21 protein-coding genes are annotated in these 19,118 nt (G+C 73.4%); 9 read left to right on the top strand and 12 right to left on the bottom strand.

Translation table 11 applies throughout. From position 1 onward, the window contains the following. A partial coding sequence (locus MHW47_RS18035) for a condensation domain-containing protein (protein WP_239224533.1) occupies positions 1-506 on the bottom strand: 506 nt, incomplete at its 3' end. Positions 507-1,045: 539 nt separating this feature from the next. Between MHW47_RS18035 and MHW47_RS18040 the strand changes: the two genes are divergently transcribed. Beyond that, positions 1,046-1,729 (top strand): hypothetical protein, encoded by a 684-nt coding sequence (locus tag MHW47_RS18040; protein WP_239224534.1) that lies wholly within the window; start codon positions 1,046-1,048, stop codon positions 1,727-1,729. Between the two features lie 81 nt (positions 1,730-1,810). Here MHW47_RS18040 and MHW47_RS18045 read toward each other — a convergent pair whose 3' ends face one another. Further along, the gene (locus MHW47_RS18045; protein WP_018523299.1) at positions 1,811-2,014 is read right to left on the bottom strand and encodes a cold-shock protein; all 204 of its coding nucleotides are present in this window, start codon (positions 2,012-2,014) and stop codon (positions 1,811-1,813) included. 673 nt (positions 2,015-2,687) lie between these two features. Here MHW47_RS18045 and MHW47_RS18050 point away from each other — a divergent pair. Next, the gene (locus MHW47_RS18050) at positions 2,688-3,518 is read left to right on the top strand and encodes a helix-turn-helix domain-containing protein (protein WP_239224535.1); all 831 of its coding nucleotides are present in this window, start codon (positions 2,688-2,690) and stop codon (positions 3,516-3,518) included. Positions 3,519-3,610: 92 nt separating this feature from the next. After that, positions 3,611-4,072: a GNAT family N-acetyltransferase gene (locus tag MHW47_RS18055; RefSeq protein WP_239224536.1), complete on the top strand. Its 462-nt coding sequence runs from the start codon at positions 3,611-3,613 to the stop codon at positions 4,070-4,072. Between the two features lie 49 nt (positions 4,073-4,121). Here the strand turns inward: MHW47_RS18055 and MHW47_RS18060 are convergent, their stop codons facing one another. Next, positions 4,122-5,261 (bottom strand): S1 family peptidase, encoded by a 1,140-nt coding sequence (locus tag MHW47_RS18060; protein ID WP_275449339.1) that lies wholly within the window; start codon positions 5,259-5,261, stop codon positions 4,122-4,124. A gap of 283 nt (positions 5,262-5,544) precedes the next feature. On the opposite strand from MHW47_RS18060, the gene MHW47_RS18065 reads away from it, so the two are divergent. Further along, a complete protein-coding gene (locus MHW47_RS18065; protein WP_239224538.1) occupies positions 5,545-6,582 on the top strand; it encodes an SCO7460 family lipoprotein in 1,038 nt (345 codons plus the stop codon). 21 nt (positions 6,583-6,603) lie between these two features. Here MHW47_RS18065 and MHW47_RS18070 read toward each other — a convergent pair whose 3' ends face one another. The 3 genes from MHW47_RS18070 to MHW47_RS18080 all read right to left on the bottom strand — a co-directional run bounded on the left by MHW47_RS18070 (position 6,604) and on the right by MHW47_RS18080 (position 8,985). After that, positions 6,604-8,094 carry a carboxylesterase/lipase family protein gene (locus MHW47_RS18070; protein ID WP_239224539.1) on the bottom strand — a complete coding sequence of 497 codons (1,491 nt, stop codon included), beginning with the start codon at positions 8,092-8,094 and terminating at the stop codon, positions 6,604-6,606. Positions 8,095-8,218: 124 nt separating this feature from the next. Then, positions 8,219-8,488, bottom strand: coding sequence for a hypothetical protein (locus MHW47_RS18075; RefSeq protein WP_239224541.1), 270 nt, complete (start codon positions 8,486-8,488; stop codon positions 8,219-8,221). A gap of 35 nt (positions 8,489-8,523) precedes the next feature. Continuing rightward, a complete protein-coding gene (locus MHW47_RS18080; RefSeq protein ID WP_239224542.1) occupies positions 8,524-8,985 on the bottom strand; it encodes a MarR family winged helix-turn-helix transcriptional regulator in 462 nt (153 codons plus the stop codon). 55 nt (positions 8,986-9,040) lie between these two features. Here MHW47_RS18080 and MHW47_RS18085 point away from each other — a divergent pair, with 55 nt between their 5' ends. Next, a complete protein-coding gene (locus MHW47_RS18085) occupies positions 9,041-9,448 on the top strand; it encodes a VOC family protein (protein ID WP_239224543.1) in 408 nt (135 codons plus the stop codon). A gap of 13 nt (positions 9,449-9,461) precedes the next feature. On the opposite strand, the gene MHW47_RS18090 is transcribed toward MHW47_RS18085, so the two are convergent. Beyond that, positions 9,462-10,013: a glycoside hydrolase family 25 protein gene (locus MHW47_RS18090; protein ID WP_239224545.1), complete on the bottom strand. Its 552-nt coding sequence runs from the start codon at positions 10,011-10,013 to the stop codon at positions 9,462-9,464. 187 nt (positions 10,014-10,200) lie between these two features. After that, on the bottom strand, positions 10,201-11,556 hold the full coding sequence (locus MHW47_RS18095; RefSeq protein ID WP_239224546.1) for a radical SAM protein: 1,356 nt from the start codon (positions 11,554-11,556) through the stop codon (positions 10,201-10,203). A gap of 219 nt (positions 11,557-11,775) precedes the next feature. Between MHW47_RS18095 and MHW47_RS18100 the strand changes: the two genes are divergently transcribed. Then, positions 11,776-12,282 carry an SRPBCC family protein gene (locus MHW47_RS18100; RefSeq protein ID WP_239224548.1) on the top strand — a complete coding sequence of 169 codons (507 nt, stop codon included), beginning with the start codon at positions 11,776-11,778 and terminating at the stop codon, positions 12,280-12,282. Between the two features lie 5 nt (positions 12,283-12,287). On the opposite strand, the gene MHW47_RS18105 is transcribed toward MHW47_RS18100, so the two are convergent. Continuing rightward, positions 12,288-13,106, bottom strand: coding sequence for a pentapeptide repeat-containing protein (locus MHW47_RS18105; RefSeq protein ID WP_239224550.1), 819 nt, complete (start codon positions 13,104-13,106; stop codon positions 12,288-12,290). Positions 13,107-13,263: 157 nt separating this feature from the next. On the opposite strand from MHW47_RS18105, the gene MHW47_RS18110 reads away from it, so the two are divergent. Beyond that, a complete protein-coding gene (locus tag MHW47_RS18110; protein WP_239224552.1) occupies positions 13,264-13,755 on the top strand; it encodes a hypothetical protein in 492 nt (163 codons plus the stop codon). 89 nt (positions 13,756-13,844) lie between these two features. After that, entirely contained in the window at positions 13,845-14,072 is a 228-nt protein-coding gene (locus tag MHW47_RS18115; RefSeq protein WP_239224554.1) for a hypothetical protein, read from the top strand. A gap of 5 nt (positions 14,073-14,077) precedes the next feature. Here the strand turns inward: MHW47_RS18115 and MHW47_RS18120 are convergent, their stop codons facing one another. Beyond that, complete coding sequence (locus tag MHW47_RS18120; RefSeq protein ID WP_239224556.1) at positions 14,078-15,157, bottom strand: enoyl-CoA hydratase/isomerase family protein; 1,080 nt, start codon at positions 15,155-15,157, stop codon at positions 14,078-14,080. Positions 15,158-15,361: 204 nt separating this feature from the next. Between MHW47_RS18120 and MHW47_RS18125 the strand changes: the two genes are divergently transcribed. Beyond that, complete coding sequence (locus tag MHW47_RS18125) at positions 15,362-17,461, top strand: SpoIIE family protein phosphatase (protein WP_239224558.1); 2,100 nt, start codon at positions 15,362-15,364, stop codon at positions 17,459-17,461. Positions 17,462-17,637: 176 nt separating this feature from the next. Here MHW47_RS18125 and MHW47_RS18130 read toward each other — a convergent pair whose 3' ends face one another. Both MHW47_RS18130 and MHW47_RS18135 read right to left on the bottom strand, forming a co-directional pair. Then, positions 17,638-18,273: an LAETG motif-containing sortase-dependent surface protein gene (locus tag MHW47_RS18130; RefSeq protein WP_239224560.1), complete on the bottom strand. Its 636-nt coding sequence runs from the start codon at positions 18,271-18,273 to the stop codon at positions 17,638-17,640. Between the two features lie 165 nt (positions 18,274-18,438). After that, a complete protein-coding gene (locus MHW47_RS18135) occupies positions 18,439-18,927 on the bottom strand; it encodes a GNAT family N-acetyltransferase (RefSeq protein WP_239224562.1) in 489 nt (162 codons plus the stop codon). Between the last annotated feature and the right edge of the window lie 191 nt (positions 18,928-19,118).

Raw genomic sequence — 19,118 nt, forward strand, 5'->3', positions numbered from 1 at the left:
GGTGCGGGCAGGCCGGCGTCCTCGCCCCGCAGGTGGGCGGTGTAGTGGGCGGCCAGTTCGTCGCGCAGGACGTTGAGCGACCAGCCGTCGGCCACGATGTGGTGGAGGACGACGCACAGGACGTGCTCGGTGTCCCCGGTCCGGAGCAGGGTGACGCGCAGGAGCGGGCCCCGGGCGAGGTCGAAGGGGCGGTTGGTGCGCTCGGCGATCAGGGGGTCCGGCCGGCCGGCGGTGCCGCGCAGGTCGTCGAACTCGACGTCGACCGGGCCGGGTTCGGCGACCTGGACGACCGGGTTGCCGTCCTCGGCGGGGAACCTGCTGCGCAGCGCCTCATGCCGGGCCGCCACCGCGTCGAAGGCGGCCCTCAGCGCGGGCGGGGACAGTTCGCCGTTCAGGCGCAGGACGAGCGGAATGTTGTACGACGGATCGTCCGGGTCCATCTGGTGCAGAAACCACAGACGTTTCTGGCCATGCGTCAGATACGACTGGACGGCCTGGGTACTCATCCGGCTCCCTCGGCGCGCACGCCGAGCGGCGTGGTGTGCGGTTGCTTCAGGTCAATGGGGACGTGGGGACGTACGGAGCATGTGGGGGTGCGGAGCAACGCGGCGGCATGGGGGTGCCGGGGCGGCCAGGTGGACCCGCCAACGACGAGATCCAGTCATTCGCGGCTTCAGATGTTTTGATGTTATGAACAGCACACGCGCGCGTCAATGCAACATCTGTACACACAAACGGAGTTGCACCCTCCCATCCGCACGCCCCGACGGGCGGTCGCGGTCGCCCCGCCTCCCACCAGGGGTGATGCGGCCGTCCTCACGCCGGACGGTTTCCGGTGCCGTTCTGGACGGGTTGCGTTCATGTGATCAGCATGTGGACTTTCCGGCGCGCGGCGGCGTATTCATCCCTTCGGCTGGACCTTCCGGCAAACTCCGCCCGCCTCGTGGCGCCGGGTGGTGAATGGAGGCTTGCGGCAGCAAACCCAGCCGAAGGAGCATGAATCACCGTGAAGAACGCAGAAAGCGCGTCCGAGAGCGTACAAAGGGTGTATGCCGAGCGGTTCGCCACCGATCTCGCGGACAACCGGGCCGAACAGAAGGAGCTCACCGCGCAGATCGAGCGGTTGCGCGCCCGCCTGGAGCAGCTGAGGACCGACGAGACCTGGCTGGACGGCATGCAGGCGGCCCTTCCCGGGGCCGCGGCACCGCCCGGCCAGCGCCGTGCCGCGCGGACGGCCGGGAAGGCGGCCGGCGCGGGCAGGCGGACGGCAGGAGACACCCGGGCGGACACCGGCTCCCGGGCTGACACCGGCTCCCGGACGGCCGACGCCACCCCGGCGGGCGACGCCACCCGGGCCGGCGACGGCACCACCCCGGCGGCCACACCCGTACCGAAGCCCCGGCCCGCCCGCCGCGCGAAGGCCAGGCCCGCCCGGTCCAGGACGTCCGGCACCAAGGCGGCGCCCGCGGCCACTCCCCTGCACCAGCTCATCCGCTCGCTGATGCCCCCGGGCGAGCCGCGCATGGTGCGCGAGGTGCACGCCGACCTGGCAGAGGCCCACCCCGAACGCGGCACCTCGGTGCAGGTGGTGCGCAACACGCTGGAGACCCTGGTGAAGCGGGGCGCGGTGGGCAAGGGGCTCCAGCAGGGCGCCGCCATGTACACGGTGCCTGCGCCGGCTGCGTCCGGGGGCACCGACGGGGAGGGGCCGGACAAGGCCGCCGACTGAGACGGCCGGCACCGTTCACGCGTCCGGCCCCCCGGTGGCGCCTGTGCGCCGCCGGGGGGCCGGACGGTACTGCTCGCGGCCTCAGACGGCCGTGATGTTCTCCGCCTGCGGGCCCTTCTGGCCCTGCGTGATGTCGAAGGTCACCGCCTGGCCCTCCTGAAGCTCACGGAAGCCGGTGGCGTTGATGTTCGAGTAGTGCGCGAAGACGTCCGGCCCGCCGCCGTCCTGCTGGATGAAGCCGAAACCCTTTTCGGCGTTGAACCACTTGACGGTTCCGCTGGCCATGCCGGTGCCTCTCAGTCGATATCGGGAGCCGCACCACGCGGTCCCACTGCATCGCGGTCCGCCCCCTGCACAGCAAGGCGCCCGCGCCGGAGCACGGGCGGTTTGTGCGAACCACGACTTCCAGTGGTGACGCTACATGGCGAAACCGCTCTCCACCAGAGAGCAACGAGTTCGCGTCGCGCGCAATGCCGGGGGAACTCGCCGCCGGCGCCCGGTCCGTGGCCCCCGACGGAGTAAGGACGGCTCCGGATGGAGCAGTGGGCGCGGTCATGAAAAGGGTGCGGCCGGCAGGGGGGCTGCCGGCCGCACCGGGCTCCGCCCCGCCCCGGACCCGGAGGCCCGAGGTGGATGACGGAAAGAGCCAGATCAGCGGACCGTACGCCTCCCTCGCCCCGCAGGGGCGAAATACGGGCCGCTCGTCAAGCCCTTCCCGCCACCGTTCTGGACGGGCACGGAATTCCGGCTGCACCCGTTGCCAGGAGAGGGCAGCAGGAAGACCGCACGTCAACCGTGGGTCCGCCGCCCCGGAAGGCCGCACACCACCGGCTGACGCGCTCCAGTATGGGAGGACGGACAGGCTGTTTTCCACGTCCAGTTTTTAGCGCTAAGCCACGTCGCGCCAATTAGGCTCACGCCCGCGCAACGTGGCCCATGAAGCGGGGGATTTGATGGCATGACCAACACCGACAAGACGGCACTGAGAACCCTGCTGAGAGCCTGTCGCGCGCGGATCGACCCCACCTGGCACGGCTTCCAGCGCCCGTCCCGCCAGGGGCGCCGCGCGCCGGGCCTGGCGCAGCACCAGGTCGACCAGCTGCTGCACCGCACCCCCGGCACCTACCGCCGGCTGGAGTCCGGGGCCTGGCCGCGCCCCGACCCCGGGTTCCTGCGCGACGTGGCCGTGCTCTTCGCCCTCAACGAGCAGGAGTGGGTCTCGCTGTGCCGGTACGCCGGGATAGGCGACCCTCCCGGCCCGCTCAACGCCCGCTCGGGCAAGGAGGTGCCGGGGGTGTGGCAGGAGGCGATGGACGGGATGACCCATCCCGCGTACATCACCGACGCCTCGTGGGAACTCGTGGCGCACAACCGCGAGTTCGCCCGCCTGTTCCCCGGTGAGCGGGTGCCCACCAACCTGATGCGGTGGATGCTCCTGGAGGAGCAGGGACGCTCCATGCTCCTCGACTGGGACACCGCCTGGGCCCCGCTGGTCGTGCCCCAGCTGCGGGCGGCGCTGGCCGGCCGCCCCGACGACGAGGTGCTGCGCCGCCTCGAACAGGACGTGCTCGCCGACCCGCGCTGTGCGCCGATCTGGGAGTCGGGCGGGGCGCATATCCACCCGGACGGCGACGAGCGGCCCGTGCACCATGCCATCGAGGGCCCCGGCTGGGTGACGATGTGTGCGGCGCAGCCCATGACCGCCCCCGGCGCCCGCCTGATCGTCCTCCTCTTCCACGCCGGGGCCCGCCGCGCCCACGCGAGCACTCCGGTGCTGCGTGCTCCGTGAGCGCCTAGGCGCCGGTCCTGCGGCCCCGCGCCGCGCGGGGCCGCAGGCCGAAGCCGGTTGACGGCTGGACGCGGCGACGGTTTCCTGACGCGATGAGTGATCTTCTTATCGAACGGGTCGACGGTGACGCCTCGCTCCGGGACTGGCGGTCGGTGCACAACACCGTCGTGCCCACCGCCCCGCTGTCGTTCGCGCAGGTGTCCGAGCGCGCCGGGCGCAACGTGCTGTCCCTGGCCCGCCTGGACGGCGTGCTGGTGGGCTGTTCCACCGTGCGCCCGCCCGGTGCGGACACCCGGGTGGCGACCGTGATCGCGCGCATTCTGCCCGCGTTCCGCCGGCGGGGGCTCGGCGCCCTGCTGTACGCCCACGGGCTGGAGCTGGCCCGTGAGCTGGGTGCCGAGGTGATCGAGACCTGTGTGCTGGAGTCCAACCCGGACGGGCTGCGGTTCGCGCTGCGGCACGGGTTCGTGGAGACGGACCGGTACGTGCTGCCGGGCGACACGGTGCCGTTCATCGACCTGCGGCTCGGCGAACCGTCCGGCGGGGACGTGTGACGGGGCCCGCCGGACGGATCGGCGGGCCCCGTCGGTCGCGCGGTGCGGGTCAGGCGGTGTGCAGGCGCAGCCCGTAGCGGTTCAGGATCTCGTTGACCGGCTGGTGCCAGGTCTGGCCGCCGGAGGAGCAGTTGCCCCAGCCGCCCGAGGTGACGCCCTGGGCCTGGTCCCCGCTGATGAAGGAGCCGCCGGAGTCGCCCGGTTCGGCGCAGACGCTGGTCTTGGTCATCTGGTAGACGGCGCCGTCGCTGTAGTTCACCGTCTCGTTGGTGGCGAGGACGCTGCCGCAGTGCCAGTGCGTGGTGGAGCCGGAGCGGCAGACCGAGGCCCCGATCGGAGCCACGTTGGAGCCCCGGACCAGCTGGTCGGACACGGTGCCCCAGCCGAGGACCACCGGGACGGTCCACCAGCCGCTGCCGACGCTCACCCACGCGTAGTCGTCGCCGGGGAAGGACGAGCCCTGGAAGTTGCCGATCGCGGAGCCGTCCCAGCCCCTGACGGCGGCCCCGGCCCGGCCGCAGTGGCCGGCCGTGACGAAGCCGCCGTAGACGGAGAAGCCGATGGAGCAGCGTACGTTGCCCGTGTAGTAGGGGTCGCCGCCGACGGTTCCGGCGGCGAAGGTACGCGGTGCCTCGGTGACCCGCTCCACGGTGACGGGCCCGGCCGCGCGGGCCTCGCGCAGGAAGGTGCGGACATCGTTGTCGGCCTGCCGGGAGGCGACGACGCCGACGACGACCGTGTTCCCGCGCGGATCGACGTGCCAGCTGCTGACGCCCGTGGGCGCGTCCAGCGTGTCGAGGCGCGCCTTGACCGCGTCCAGGGCGCGGGCGGTGTGGGTCACCATGCGCACGGCGGCGCCCGTGGCCCGGACCGCTGCCGCCCGGCCGGTGTCGGTGACGGCGACGGTCAGATCGCCGGTGGCCGGGTCGAACCAGGAGCCGCCGTAGGCCGCTCCGGCGGCGCGGCGGGCCTCGGGCTGGAGCGCGGTGGCGGTCTTCTCGGCGGCGAGCCTGGCCCTGGCCTGGCCGGCCGTCAGACCGAGGTCCTTGCGCATGGCGGCGAGCAGGCCGTCGGAGGCCGGTGCTTCGGTGCGGGTGGTCGCGGCGGGGGTGTCCGCGGCGGACGCGGCGGGCAGGCCGGCACCCGCCCAGGCACCGAGGAGGAGTACGGCGGACAGGGCGGTCCTCAAGGCTGTGGAGCGTCTCACGGTCGTGGCCCTTCTGTTGTTCCGGCTGGGTGGGGGAGGAACAGCAGCGTCCGAGGCGGCTGTTGAGAGCGCTCTCAGACTGTGCCGTTCCGGACTGTAGCGAAGAGTTGTTAGCAGGTCCATGCCAATCACAGGAGCGGTTGTACGGGCCGCCCGCTGAGTAGGTGTACTCATCCCCCGCACGCCTCCCCGTCCTACTGTCACACCGGACGTACCAGGGGTCCGCGATCGGGCGGGGCCGGAACACAGGGCGGGGAGCGGCGGGATGAGCGGAGCACGGGGACGGCGCCGGACCGGGGCTGCGGCGGTGACCGGGATGCTGACGGGCGCGCTGGCGCTGGCGCTCACGGGGTGCGGTCTGGTGACCACCACGAAGGAGGACCGCGCGTACGCCGAGAAGCTGGCCGCCGCCCACCATCCCGGCGTCCTCCGGGTGATCGAGGCGCACACGCTGCTGCCGAAGTCCAGCGGTTCGGAAGTCGTCTTCGCGGTCACCGACGACCCGGACGCGGTGGTCCGGATCCGGGTGGACGCCGAGGCAGGCACCTGCAACACCCATGACTGCCGGGAGGTGCTGGACCAGGCGATCGAGAAGGGACGGCAGGAGGCGGACGCGCTGCGGGCCGTCGTCAACTCGTTCCGGGCCTGCGGGCACGAGGTGCTCGCCGTCGATCCGCAGACCGGTGCGCCCTGGATCGCCGCCTCCCTCACCAACTCCACGGTGAGCGCCCGGATCGGGGAACTCGGCGGGTGCGCCCGGAAGTGGAAGGAGGCGGCGGGCGGGAAGGACGGCGGCGCGGTGCGGGGCGCGTCGGTGAACGTGGTCTCCCCGGCCGTCGCCGCGAAGCGGCACCAGGGCGCGAAGAAGCAGCCGACCGCGATGCGCCTGAGCGGAAGCTCGCTGCTCGCCTCCCTCGGCTCGCACGCCTACTACAGCGTCGGCTTCGGGGCGGTGGACGGGCGAGTGGACCCGTCGTCGGGCAGCGCCCGGATCGTCCGGCCCTTCAAGGAGCGGCAGAAGTTCGCCGCGGCCGTCCACGGCGCCGTCGGGGACCTGCTCAGGGCCGAGCACCCCCGGGTCCGGGTGAGCGACTACGAGTGGGTGTGGCGGCTGGAGCCGGGCACGGTGGACCGGGTCACGGGCTATGTCCTGTACTGCGAGGAGCCGGACGGCGAGAAGTCGTGCCTGGGCGACCGGGCGGTGCTGGTGACCACGGACCTGTCGGGGAAGCCGGTGGGCGGGCTGCGCCATGTCGGCAAGGTCCGTGAGGGACGCGGGCCGCTGCGGCTGCCCCCCATGTGAGCCCCCGCCCCGCCCGCCCCGTCAGGACCGGACGGGGCGGTAGGTGTACGCGGCCCACAGGGCGCGGAGGGCCTCGACGTCCCGCCAGTGGCCGGAGGCCGCCGTACGGTCGGGTGTCCCCCACACCCTGATGTCGCGGGTGCCCGGCCGCCAGCCGGGGTCGCCGCTCGTCGCGAACCCGCCCCAGGCCGCGGTCATCCGCCGCGCGAGGGCCCGGTCGCCGGCCCCCGGTTCCGCGCCGCCGATCAGGAACCGGACGCACTCCTCGTCCACGTTGCCGAAGGCGAACGGCACGTCCGCGCAGTGCCAGGCGCGGACCCCGGCGTCCTTGCGGTCGAACCGGGAGAGGAAGACGCGTCCGCCCGCCGCCTCGTGGGCGTCGGCGAGCCGGCTGCTGTACTCACCGAACAGCAGGTCCCCGTACAGGGCGAGGTGGAGTTCGTGCGGTCCGGCGCCGGGCAGGAGGGCGCGGTACTCCTCGACGAGGCCGGCGGGGAGGCCGAGGTCGGCGGCGAAGCGGTGCAGCCGCTCGTCCGTGGCGACGTCGGAGACGGCCCCCACGGCGTCCATCAGCCAGTACTCCTCGGTCGTGTGGCAGACCAGCAGGCCGATGTCGCGGGCGGCTCCGGCGGCGACCAGGTCCAGCGGCTCGCCGCGCAGGACGTGCCCGTCGGCGACCGGTCCGTACAGGACGGGATCCCAGTGGAGCGAACCGGCGCCGGGGTCCGTCCGGCACTCCTCGGCGACCGCGTCGGCGGCCCGGACGAGCGCCTGCGGGGAGGCGCCGGCCAGGGCGGGCCCGGTGGCCGGCACCCCCGCGGCGGCGGCCACGCGCTCCGTGACGCGCTCGGCGAGTTCGGGGGCGAAGCAGGAGCCGACCGCGCTGTGGGCGATCACCCGGCGGAAGAGGCCGCGGGCGGCGTCCATCACCATCAGGCAGACGGCCGCGGTGGCTCCGGCCGACTGCCCGGCCACGGTGACGTTGTCCGGCGCTCCCCCGAAGGCGGCGATGTTGTCGCGGACCCATTCCAGGGCGGCGATCTGGTCGAGCAGCCCCCGGTTGGGCGGGAAGGCGCCGCGGCCGTCGTCGGGGACGTGCCCGAAGCCCTCGAAGCCGAGACGGTAGTTGAGGGTGACCACCACGAGACCGGTGCGGGCCGGCGCCGTGCCGTCGAAGTCCGGCTGGGCGCTCGACCCGAACGTGTAGGCGCCACCGTGCAGCCAGACCAGCACGGGCAGCGGGCCCGGCGCGGCCTCGGGGGCCCAGATGTTGAGGGTCAGGACGTCCTCGTCGCCCGGTGACCAGGAGGGCGCGCCCGGCAGTTCGGCGGACTGCGGGGCGACGGGGCCGAACTCCGTGCAGTCGCGGACTCCCGACCAGGGGGTGCGCGGGCGGGGGGCGCGAAACCGGTTCTCGCCGAACGGCGGTTCGGCGTAGGGGACTCCGAGGACGGCGACGATCCCGTCGGCCGGGGCGCGTCCGCGTACACGTCCGCTCGTCGTCCTGTACACACCGCTCTGCGTCAACGCGTTCCCACTGCCTCTCGGTCACCGCTTCCGAAGAGAAGCGGTGATCATGATGACTCGCTTCCGCGCACGGGTCCAAGGGAATTCGGCGGGAGCGAGCAGCAGCCGGTCAGCCTGCTTGGCCGATGGCGCTGCGGAGCATGGCCACGGTGGTCGCGGCGGCCGCGCGTTCCGCTTCGTCGTCGGTGGCGCGCACCCGTTCCTCCAGCAGGACGATGGCCGCCTGGAGCACGCCGACGCGTACCGGAACGGTCCGCATCGCCGTGAGCACGGCCGCCGCCCGCTCGGCGGGGGTGGCGGGTGCGGCCTGCGGGATGAGGGTGGAGATACCGCGCCCGAGCGCACGGTCACGAGGCGGCTGCGCCGCGGGTGTGGTCACCGGAGAAGTCTGCCGCACCCGGCGCGCGGAATCCGTCAGCGACCTGGCCGGGCCGGCTCGCTCTCCCGCGCCCCGTCGTGCACCCGGCGCAACAGGGCGGTGAGCTGGGCGCGTTCGCTGCTGTCGAGCGGGGCGAGCACCTCCTCCTGCACGGCCAGCGCCTCGGCCTCCAGACTCTCCAGCAGGGCGCGGCCGGCCGGGGTGACGGTGACCGTGACCCGGCGCCGGTCGGTGGTGTCGCGGGCCCGCTCCACCAGGTCCACGCCGCCGAGCCCGTCCACGATCTTGACGACGTCGCTGCGGTCGATCGACAGCCGCGTGGCGAGTTCCCGCTGCACATGGGGGCCGAAGTCGCGCAGGGCGGCGAGCACGGCCATGTGCCAGAGCCGCAGCCCGCGCTCGGCCAGCCGGTCGGCGAGCAGGCCGCGCGCCGTCTTGCCGGTCTTGGACATGAGGTAGGTGGTGAGTCCCAGGAGGCTGGGCGGGGTCTCGTTCATCGGTATATCGTAGGGCCGCTCCCATGATGGGTGCACACCTACTAAAGGAGTCGTCGTGGACGCGCTGCATCCCCGCCTGCTGACCGGCCGGTTCGCCGACTGCTTCCGCTTCTACGACGCCGTACTGCCCCCGCTCGTGGGCGCGGTACGGGCCAGTGGCAGCGCGTCGGGCCCGTACGCGCACTGGGACGTGGACGGCCAGGGGGTGCTGGTGCTGTTCGACCGCGCGGCGATGGCGGCGGTGGCCGGGACGGCGGACCTGCCCGCCCAGGCCCCGCCGGCACAGGACCGGTCGATGTTCGTCTGCCGGGTGGACGACGTGGACGCCGCTCTGGCGCTCTGCCTCGGCCAGGGCGCCGAGTTGGCGGTCGCGGCCTGCGACCGCCCGGAGTGGGGGCCGGGCCTGCGCACCGCTCACGTACGCGACCCGGAGGGGAATCTCGTCGAGTTGCAGTCGTACTGAGCGGTGCGCGCGGTCACTTCCGGGCCCAGGCGCGCATGGCCGCGCGCGAGGAGAAGTGGGCGACGTCCTTGTCGAGGGGCCGGTCGGTGTACTGGTGGATGCGCCACGACGCCTTGATGCGGGGGTGGCCCGCCTTGACGTAGTCGGCGATCCACAGTCCGTCCCCGGCGTACGACGTGGTGTCGTGGTTCAGCCAGAAGTAGCGGTTGCAGTAGAGCAGGACGCGGTGGTGCGGGCGCAGGCGCTTGACCTCGCGGATGAAGCGGTCCTTCTCGGCGTTGCTCGGGCGGGTGCCCTCGCCGTTCTGCTCCCAGTCCACGGCGAGCAGATCGCCCGCCTTCTCGGGTGACTTGCTCAGGAAGTACTCGGCCTGGGCCGCGATGTTCCCCGGCCACAGGAAGTGGTAGAAGCCGACGACGCACTCGGCGTCGCGGGCGCGTTTCGTCTGCTCGGAGAGGCGAGGGTTGACGTAGGAACGGCCCTCGGTCGCCTTGATGAAGACGAAGTCGAGCCCGTCCGTGTCGAACGAGGACTGATGGGAACTGACATCGACACCGTGCAGCATGGGCACCGCCTCATTCACAAGTGGGTTGATCTGTTCCGTTTCTTCCCGCCGAATCCTTCATTCACCCGTGCGGGAAGCGTGAATGCGCGTGTGTGCCGGGGCGCGCACTCCGGCACACACGCGCAGGCCGGAACGCGCCCCGGCGGTGTCAGGGCTGTCGGGTGTCGCGCTCAGCAGGCGCGGGCGCTCACTCCGCCTCCGGCGCGGCCGGCAGGCTGTCCATGAAGGAGCTGACGGAGAACACGGCGTTCCCGGCGCCGGGCGGGCCGTAGCCGGGGGGTGAGCTGAGCCCGAACTCCTCCATCGTCGCCCGGTAGGACTCCAGCAGCCGGATGTGGTACTCCAGCGGCGCCCCGTCGGGGTTGGTCCGGCCGAGCGGAGTGGTGGGCTCCGGGCACCAGGTGGTGAACCGCGGGGTGATGCCGTGCGACATGAAGAAGCGCAGACCCTCGGTGGTGGAGTCGATGGCTTCCTTCACCGTGGTGAAGCCGAACGGCTCGGCCATCTCCACCCCGGCCACGAAGTTGGGGATCACATTGCGGGCACCGAAGACGTCGGCGGAGTCCAGGATGCGGCGGTGCCACTCGTCCCGGCCGACGTAGCGTTCCTTGCCGGGGCAGTACAGCTCGAACAGCCGGCGGTCCCAGACCTCGTAGTTGGGGTGGTAGATCTTCACGCCGTAGTCGTGGAACCGCTGGACGTCGGCCTTGGGCAGGGCCTGGGCGACGACCTTCCCGATCCAGCGACCCGGGAAACGCTCCTCGATGGCCTGGGCGTACTGCCCGTAGAAGTCCGCCTCGTCCCGGCCGCCGATGTGCGAGGTGATGGCGCCACCGGTGAGGGTGTACGCCGTGGAGCTCTTCGCCGTGTCGTAGCGGTCGATGATCTCCAGCGCCTCCAGCACCTCCTCGACGGGCTTGACCCCGGTGTACGGGCGGCCCGCCGCCTTGTGCTGGCGCCAGTTGTGGTTGATGTCGCAGTACTGGCACTCCTCCTTCGCGCCGAAGTACTGGCAGACGCGGAAGACGGTGAGGTAGACGAGGTAGCCCCACTGGATGGTCGGAGCGACCTCCATCACGGACTTGCCGTTGGCCAGGGTGTGCCGGTAGTAGTCCGGCATGGGCGGCAGGCCGACGTCGGCGATCCGGCGGCCGTCGAGGTAGAGCCCGAGCATGCCGTCGTCCCCGGCGGCGACGCGGTAGGGGGACGCGGGGTTCACCCGCACCGAGACGACGGTGCGCCGCAGTTCGTACGGGCCGCCGGTGAGCACGATCTCCTCGGGCGGGCGGCGCAGCGCGGCCTCGCCCAGCTCGGGCAGGGTGCCGTGGTCGAACGAGAAGATGAAGTACGACTTCGGCTTGACGTCGCCGTCCTCGTTGTCGCTGAGCGCCGACGCGTCGAAGGCCAGGCCGCCGCGCAGCAGGTCCTCCTTGATGACGGCCTCGCGCGGGACGTGCGGGAACCGTTCCATCAGCCCTTCGACGAGCCGGGTGCGGTCCGCACTGCCGGAATCGGTACGGGCGGGATCGGTACGGCTGGGCATGTGCGGGCTCCTCGGTCGGTCGTCGGCGTGTTCCGGATACGACGTCTGTGCAACGAACCACGGCCGCAGGGCGTTCTCGCCCCGGATGCCGGATGCGTCACTCCCCGCCTCCGAATCCTAGGTGACCCGTCAGTAAGGTGTGGGGGCGGGAGCCCGTCGGCGGTGCGGCCGGTCCGGCGCCCGCGGTGACCTCGGCCGGCCGCGGAAACGGAGTGCTCCATGCCCCGCACCCTGTCCGTGTCGGACAGCATCGTCGTGCACGCAGCACCGCAGGAGGTGTACGCCCGGCTCAGCGACCCCACGGCGATGGGCCGCTGGAGCCCGGAGAACCTGGGCGCGCGGGTCCGGGGCGGGCGCCGGGAGGCGTACGTGGGGATGGTCTTCGACGGCCGGAACCAGCGGGGCGCGATGCGGTGGACGACGCGGTGCACGGTGACGGCGGCCGATCCGGGCCGGCGGTTCGCGTTCCGGGTCCACGCGATCGGTGCGCGGCGGCCGTTGCTGCGCGCCCCGATCGCCACCTGGGAGTACCGCTTCGAGGCGGTGGAGGGCGGTACGCGCGTCACGGAGACGTGGACCGACGACCGCCGCGCCTGGCCCGATGCCGTGGCCGGTGCCTTCGACCGGCTGGTCACCCGGGGGCACACCTTCGCCGAGTTCCAGCGCCTGAACATCCGCGCCACGCTGGAACGCCTGAAGGCGGTGCTGGAGTCCCCGGACGCCTGACGCGCTCACCCGCCCCAGTGCGCGGGGCGGGCGAGCGAGGCCGGCAGCCGGGTGGCGGCGCTCCCCCGCGCCGCGTTCACCTGGGCCTGGGTCAGGAAGATCGCCCCGGTGAGGTCGGCGCCCGACAGGTCCGCGTCCCGGAAGTCGGCGCCGATGAGGTCCGCGAGGCGCAGGTCGGCGCCGCCGAGGTCGGCCGCGATGAGGTAGGCGCCGCGCAGATCGGCGCCCCGCAGGTCCGCCTTCCGGAGCCGGGCGCCCATCAGGTCGCCGCCCCGGTGGTCGCGCTTCCTGCGGCCGGGGGCGGTGGCGCGGACGCGTTCGCTGACGCGCCCGAGCAGCACGGCGACCTCGCCCCGGTGGGCGGCCACGTCCAGGGTTTCCAGGGCGTCGGCGTCCAGGCGGGTCAGGTCCTCGGTCGCCTCGACGGCGCGGCGGATCTCGCCGCGCAGGGAGCGGGCCGGGGCCAGGGCGGCGGCCTCGGTGAGGTACCAGAGGAGTTCGTGGAGCTGGCGGACGACGGGGAAGACCCGGTACATCTGCCCGGCGGTCTCCGGGGCGGTACGCCAGTCGCGGCCGCCGAATATCTCCACCGACACCTTCTGGCCCGCGCCGAAACAGTCGTAGACCGTGCAGCCGGGGAAGCCCTCGGTGCGCAGTCCGGCGTGGATGCCGCAGCGGAAGTCGTCCCGGAGGTTGCGGCAGGGCGTGCCCGCCGCCTTGTCGACGGCGAAGTCCGCGGAGCGCGTCAGGGTCAGCGCGACGCAGCACAGGGCGAAGCAGTTGGCGCAGTCGGCGCGGAGGGCGGCACGGTCGTTGTCGGGCACGGTGCGGAAATCCTCCGGGGCGCGGGGTTCATGAGCGGCACAGCAGCCTATCCGCCCGGCGCGCGGCCCCTCGCGCCCCCGGTGCGGGCGGCCGTTGTCGGTGGGGCGGCGCACACTGGCCGGGACACGGTTCGGCGAGGGTGCGGAGGGGCTGCGGATGGGTGCCGAGGAGGCGGGCGGGTTCGAACCGGCCACCGGGGACGGCCCGCCGGCCGGTGCGGAGGGGCCGGAGCGGGCCGCCTCGGTGCGGTCGGCGCTCGCCGGGCTGCTGCAGATCAGGCGGCTGGCGAACGGCGGGCGGCCCGACCCCGAGGCCGTGCCCGCGTCGTGGGAACTGCACCGCCCGGTACGGGCCGTGGCCCTGGCGCTGGAGGCGGCGGGGCTGCCCGCTTCGGCCGTCGACCCGTCAGGACGGCGTACGGCCAAGGGGTACCGGGTGGCGGCCGGTCCGGCACCGGGGACGGCGCGGGTGGAGTGGCTGGGGCCGGCCGGCAGCGGGGCGGCGTACGAGGAGGAGCGCGAACTGCCCCGGTGCGCCGAGGCGCTGCGGGAGTTGGGCTGGACCGCGCTGCTGTACCGGGGGCCGCGCGGCCGGCGGTTCCTGGAGGTCGAACCGCCGGCGGGCGGGCGTCCGCCGGACGGCCGATAGAAGCCGTGCCGCGCCCGGCACCGGCGGCGGCTTGTCAGACCCATGGGGGATGCTGGTGGGTACGACACCTCTGACCTGGAGATGCTGATATGCGCAAGGACGAACTCGCGGCGGCGCAGGCGTATGTCCGTTTACTGGAGGCCACCCGCGCGGCCCTGTCCGACCCCGAGGACACCCCGTTGTACCTGCCGTTGCTCACCTCGCCCATGGAGGAGGCCGACGGGGCGCTGCGGCGCGCGGGGCTCTCGGGCAACGAGACCCGCTTCTTCGAACTGGTCAGCTCGCTCCGGCCGAGCACGACGGGCCGCGGTCACTGAGGAGTTCACCCCTCGGATGACTCCCCGGGCAACGGGGCGAGGCCGAGTTCGCGGTCGCCCAGGGGCGCGAAGTGGCGCGCCACGTCCTCGTCGGTGACCTCGGCGAGCCGCGCCGGCTGCCAGCGGGGGTCGCGGTCCTTGTCCACGATCTGGGCGCGGACGCCTTCGATCAGGTCCCGTCCGGCGAAGGCGACCGTCGAGACACGGAACTCCTGGTCCAGGACCGCTTCCAGGCCGTCGAGACGGCGCGCCCGGCGCAGGGCTTCGAGGGTGACCTTGAGCGAGGTGGGCGCCTTGGCCAGGATGGTCTCGGCGGCCTGCTTGGCGGCGGGGTCGCCGTGGCCGGCGAGGCGGTCGACGATCTCTTCGACCGTGTCGGCGGCGTAGCAGGCGTCGATCCAGCCGCGGTGGCCGGCCAGCTCACCGTCGGGCGCGGGGCGCGCATGCCGTTGCGCGGTCGCGGTGATCTCCTCGGGCGTGGTGCACGCGGCGAGGGCGGCCACGAGCGCGGTGAGCCCTTCGGCGGGCACGAAGTGGTCGGCGAGGCCGCAGAGCAGGGCGTCGGCCGCGCCGACCGGGTCGCCGGTGAGGGCCAGGTGGGTGCCGAGTTCGCCGGGTGCGGCCGCCAGCAGATACGTTCCGCCGACGTCCGGCACGAAGCCGATCCCGGTCTCCGGCATGGCGACGCGGGAGCGCTCGGTGACGATGCGGACGGAGCCGTGGGCGGAGACCCCGACGCCGCCGCCCATCACGATGCCGTCCATCAGCGCGACGTAGGGCTTGGGGAAGCGGGCGATGCGTGCGTTGAGCCGGTATTCGTCGCGCCAGAAGTCCAGCGAGGCGGTGCCTCCGGCGAGTGCGTCGTCGCGGACGGCGCGGATGTCGCCGCCCGCGCACAGCCCCCGCTCCCCCGCGCCGGTGAGCAGCACGGCGGTGACGGCCTCGTCCGCCTCCGCGGCGTCGAGCGCGTCGGCCAGGAGCCGCACCATGGCGTGGTTCAGCGCGTTCAGGGCGCGCGGCCGGTTGAGGGTGAGGTGGCGGACGCGTCCTTCGGTGTGCGACAGGACGGGGTCCTCGTGGTTCATGCGTGCGCTCCGGTCGGCCCTGGGGTGGTACGGCCCCGGTCGGGGGCGGTCTTCCGCTGCCATTGTGCGCGGCTCCCCGCCGGGGCGGGGACGAGGGGTACGGCGCGCGGCCGCCGTCTCCGCTGTGGCAGGCGTGCCGGAGCGGCCGGACAATTGAGGTCCGCCGCACGGCGGACCCGCCGGACGACCCTCCTCGGAGCTGGCATGACCGATCAGAACCGGCCGCCGGTCCCCGGCCCGCCCGGCCGGCCCGCGGAGGGCGCGCCCGCGGGCGAGACCGGCACGGCGGAGCGGCTCGCCCTGAACCGGACGGGGAGTTTCGAGTGGGATCTCGACGCCCGGACGCTGGACATCGACACGGCCGGGCTGCTGGTCTTCGGCCTGGATCCGGCCTCGTTCGACGCGCGTCCGGAGACGCTGGCGGATGTGCTGGAGCCGGACGAGCGGGCCCGGCTGGACGCCGCGACGGAGGAGGCGGTCAAAGGCGGGCACAACGCGTACAGCGTCCACTTCCGGGTGCGGCTCGCCGACGGCCGGGAGCAGTGGACGCATGTCCAGGGCCGCATCCTGCGCGGCGGGGACGGTCGGGCGCGCCGGGTGATCGGCCTGGTGCGCGACGCGACGGCCGAGGTCACCCATTCGGACTTCGTGCTGCAACTGGAGAAGCGCCGCCGCCGCCAGACCGGAATCGTTGAACAGACAACGAGCGCGTTGGCGCGGGCGGTCACGGTCGACGACGTGACCGCCGCCCTCACCGGTCCCGGCGGGACGTCCCGGCTGGGCACGGACGGGCTCGTGCTGGCGCTGCTGGACAACTCCGCGCTGGACGTGATCGCGCTGAGCGGCGAGTCACCGAAGGTCCTCCACGAGCTGGGCGGGGGCCGGCTCGATCCCCGGTTCCCGCTGGCCGACACCGTGCTCAGCGGGCAGCCCCGGTTCTCCGGCTCCCTGGCGGCGCTGACCCGGCGCTATCCGGCGCTGGAGCCGCACGCCGAACGGCTGAAGTTCGAGGCGGCGGCCTATCTGCCGCTGATCGCCCAGGCCAGGACCATCGGAGGGCTGGCCCTCTTCTACCGCCACCGCACCACCTTCACCGCCGACGAACGCAATCTGTGTCTGGGGCTGGCCGCGATCGTCGCCCAGTCGCTCCAGCGGGCCAAGCTGTTCGACGAGGAGCGCGAGTTCGCCACCGGGCTCCAGGCCGCGATGCTGCCGCGCCGCATCCACGACATCGAGGGCGGTGAGATCGCCGTCCGCTACCACGCGGCGTGGAGCGGCCGCCAGGTCGGCGGCGACTGGTACGACGTGATCGCCCTGCCGAAGGGCCGCTGCGGGATCGTCGTCGGCGATGTGCAGGGCCACGACACCCACGCGGCGGCGATCATGGGGCAGCTGCGGATCGCCCTGCGCGCGTACGCCGCCGAGGGGCACCCTCCCTCGACGGTGCTGGCCCGCGCCTCCCGCTTCCTCGCGGAACTCGACACCGACCGGTTCGCCACCTGCGCCTACGCCCAGGTCGACCTGGGGACCGGCACCGTGCGGGTCGTCCGGGCCGGCCACTTCGGGCCGCTGATCCGGCACATGGACGGCCGGGTCGGCAGTCCCCGGGTGCGCGGCGGCATGCCTCTGGGCATCTCCACCGACTTCGGCGACGAGGAGTACCCGGAGACCCGGCTCGACCTGGTGCCGGGCGAGACGCTGGTCCTGTACACGGACGGCCTGGTGGAGGAGCCCGGCGCCGACATCGACGCGGGGGTCCGCACCCTGATCACGGAGGTCAGCGCGGGCCCGGCGGGTGCCGAGGCGTTGGCCGACCACCTCTCGGACCGGCTGTGGGAGCGCTGGGGCTCGGGGGACGACGTCGCCCTGCTCGTCCTGCGCCGCAGCCCGGACCCGGGCTCGCCGCGCGCGCCGCGCCTGCACCAGTACATCCACCAGGCCGACCCGGAGGGGCTGTCCGAGGCCCGGACCATCGTGCGCCAGGCCCTGTCCGACTGGGACATGGCCGACCTCGCGGACGACGCCGAACTGGTCACCGGGGAGCTGCTGGTGAACGTGCTGCTGCACACGGAGGGCGGGGCGGTCCTCACCCTGGAGGTGCTGCCCGAACCGGTCCGCCGGGTCCGTCTCTCGGTCCAGGACCGGTCCAGCGCCTGGCCCCGCCGCCGCTCGCCGGGCGAAACCGCGACCTCGGGGCGGGGGCTGCTGCTGCTCGACGCCCTCACCGCCCGCTGGGGCATCGAGCCCCGGGGCGAGGGCAAGGCGGTCTGGTGCGAGATCGGCCCCCGGGAGACGCGACCGTAGCCCGGCGCTGCGCGCGGACGGCACCGGCGGGCACCGGCACCCCGGCCGGGCGGACAGCCGTGGGAAATGCGTGGGGGCGGTGGGGGCGCACCGTCACGTCCTGCGCGACGGTGCGCCCCGTCACCGGCCCGGCCGTGCGCCGTGGACGTCAGGGCGCACGGGCGGGCCGGGCAGCGTCAGTGCTGCGCGGTACGGCGCTTGCGCACCGACCACATGATGCCGCCGCCGGCCAGGAGCACGGCCACGGCGGCGCCGCCGATGATCGGCGTGGTGGACGACGAACCGGTCTCCGCCAGGTCCGGCGAACTCGGGCTCGGCGTGGCCGCGCCGGGCGCGGACGGCGAGGCGGACTCGCTCGGCGTGTCGGACGGGCTCGGGGACGCCGTGGTCGGCGTCTCGGACGGCTTCGTCTCGGTCGGGCTGGGCGAGGGGGTGGAGGGGGGCGGGGTGCTCTCCTCGCAGGCGGGCGCCTGCTTGGTCTCGTCCTTCGAGTAGCGCTCGCCGTCACCGGCCTTGACGACCAGACGGACCGCCACGGGCTGGTCGTGGTCCGGCAGGGCGACGGTCTTCTCGAACTCCCTGCCGAACTTCTCCGTCGGCAGCAGGTCCTTGCCGTCGACGGTGATGGTCACCTCGTTGGACACCTCGGGGTTGTACTGGGTGAGGTGCACCTTCACCTGGTCACAGGTCACGTCCCAGGTGGGGGTGTGAGCTGCGGCCGGGCCGGCGGTGAGGACCGCGCCGGTCAGGCCGACCACCGCGGCGGCGACGAGCGTGCCCGTCGCGCGCCACGATCTCCTGGGTATGGTCATGGATTTCCTCCGCACATGTTTCGCGCCCGAGCGGGCGGTGCAGCGCAGGTTACTGCCCCCGCCCCATGGACCGGCACCCGCCCCACAGGCCCTCCCGGGTCACAACAGCCACCACACCATGGCGGGTTGGGACATGCCGGACAGCGGGCTCAGGCTCCTTCCGGGTCAGAGGCGGCGGTGCATGATGTGGAGGCCCACGAAGCCCTCGGTGGGGTGGCGGAATCCCTCGGGCAGCGTGCCCAGGACGTCGAAGCCGAGGGAGCGGTACAGGTGGACGGCCGCCGTGTTGGTCTCCACCACCGCGTTGAACTGCATGGCCCGGTACCCCTCGGCCCGCGCCCACTCGATGCTGTACTCGCACAGCGCCCGGCCGACACCCTGTCCGGAGTGGGCCGGGGCGACCATGTAGCTGGCACTGGCGATGTGCGATCCGTTGCCCATGTGGTTGTTGTTCATCTTCGCCGTGCCGAGGACGGTGCCGTCGTCGGCGACCGCGACCACGGTCCGGTTCGGCGGCTTCAGGAGCCACCAGCCGACGGCGTCGGCCTCCTGGAGGTCGAGCGGATAGGTGAACGTCTCGCCGGCGGCGACGATGTCGTGGAAGAACGGCCAGATGGCGGGCCAGTCCTCGATGGTGGCTTCCCTGATCAACATGGCGCACAGGATGCCGGTCCCGCCGCGAACGCACCACCGTTTATCGGGGACGCCCCGCACTCTCCCGCCCCGCGCTCCCCCGCCGCGCGGCCGGCCGCACCGGCCACATCGCGGGGAGCGCGCGGGCACACCGCTCCCTCCGGAGCCCCAGCCTCCCCGCCGCCCGCCGTCCGAGCCGGGCCAGCAGCCCG

It is taken from the genome of Streptomyces sp. OfavH-34-F, assembly GCF_022347745.1.
Taxonomy (GTDB): Bacteria; Actinomycetota; Actinomycetes; order Streptomycetales; family Streptomycetaceae; genus Streptomyces.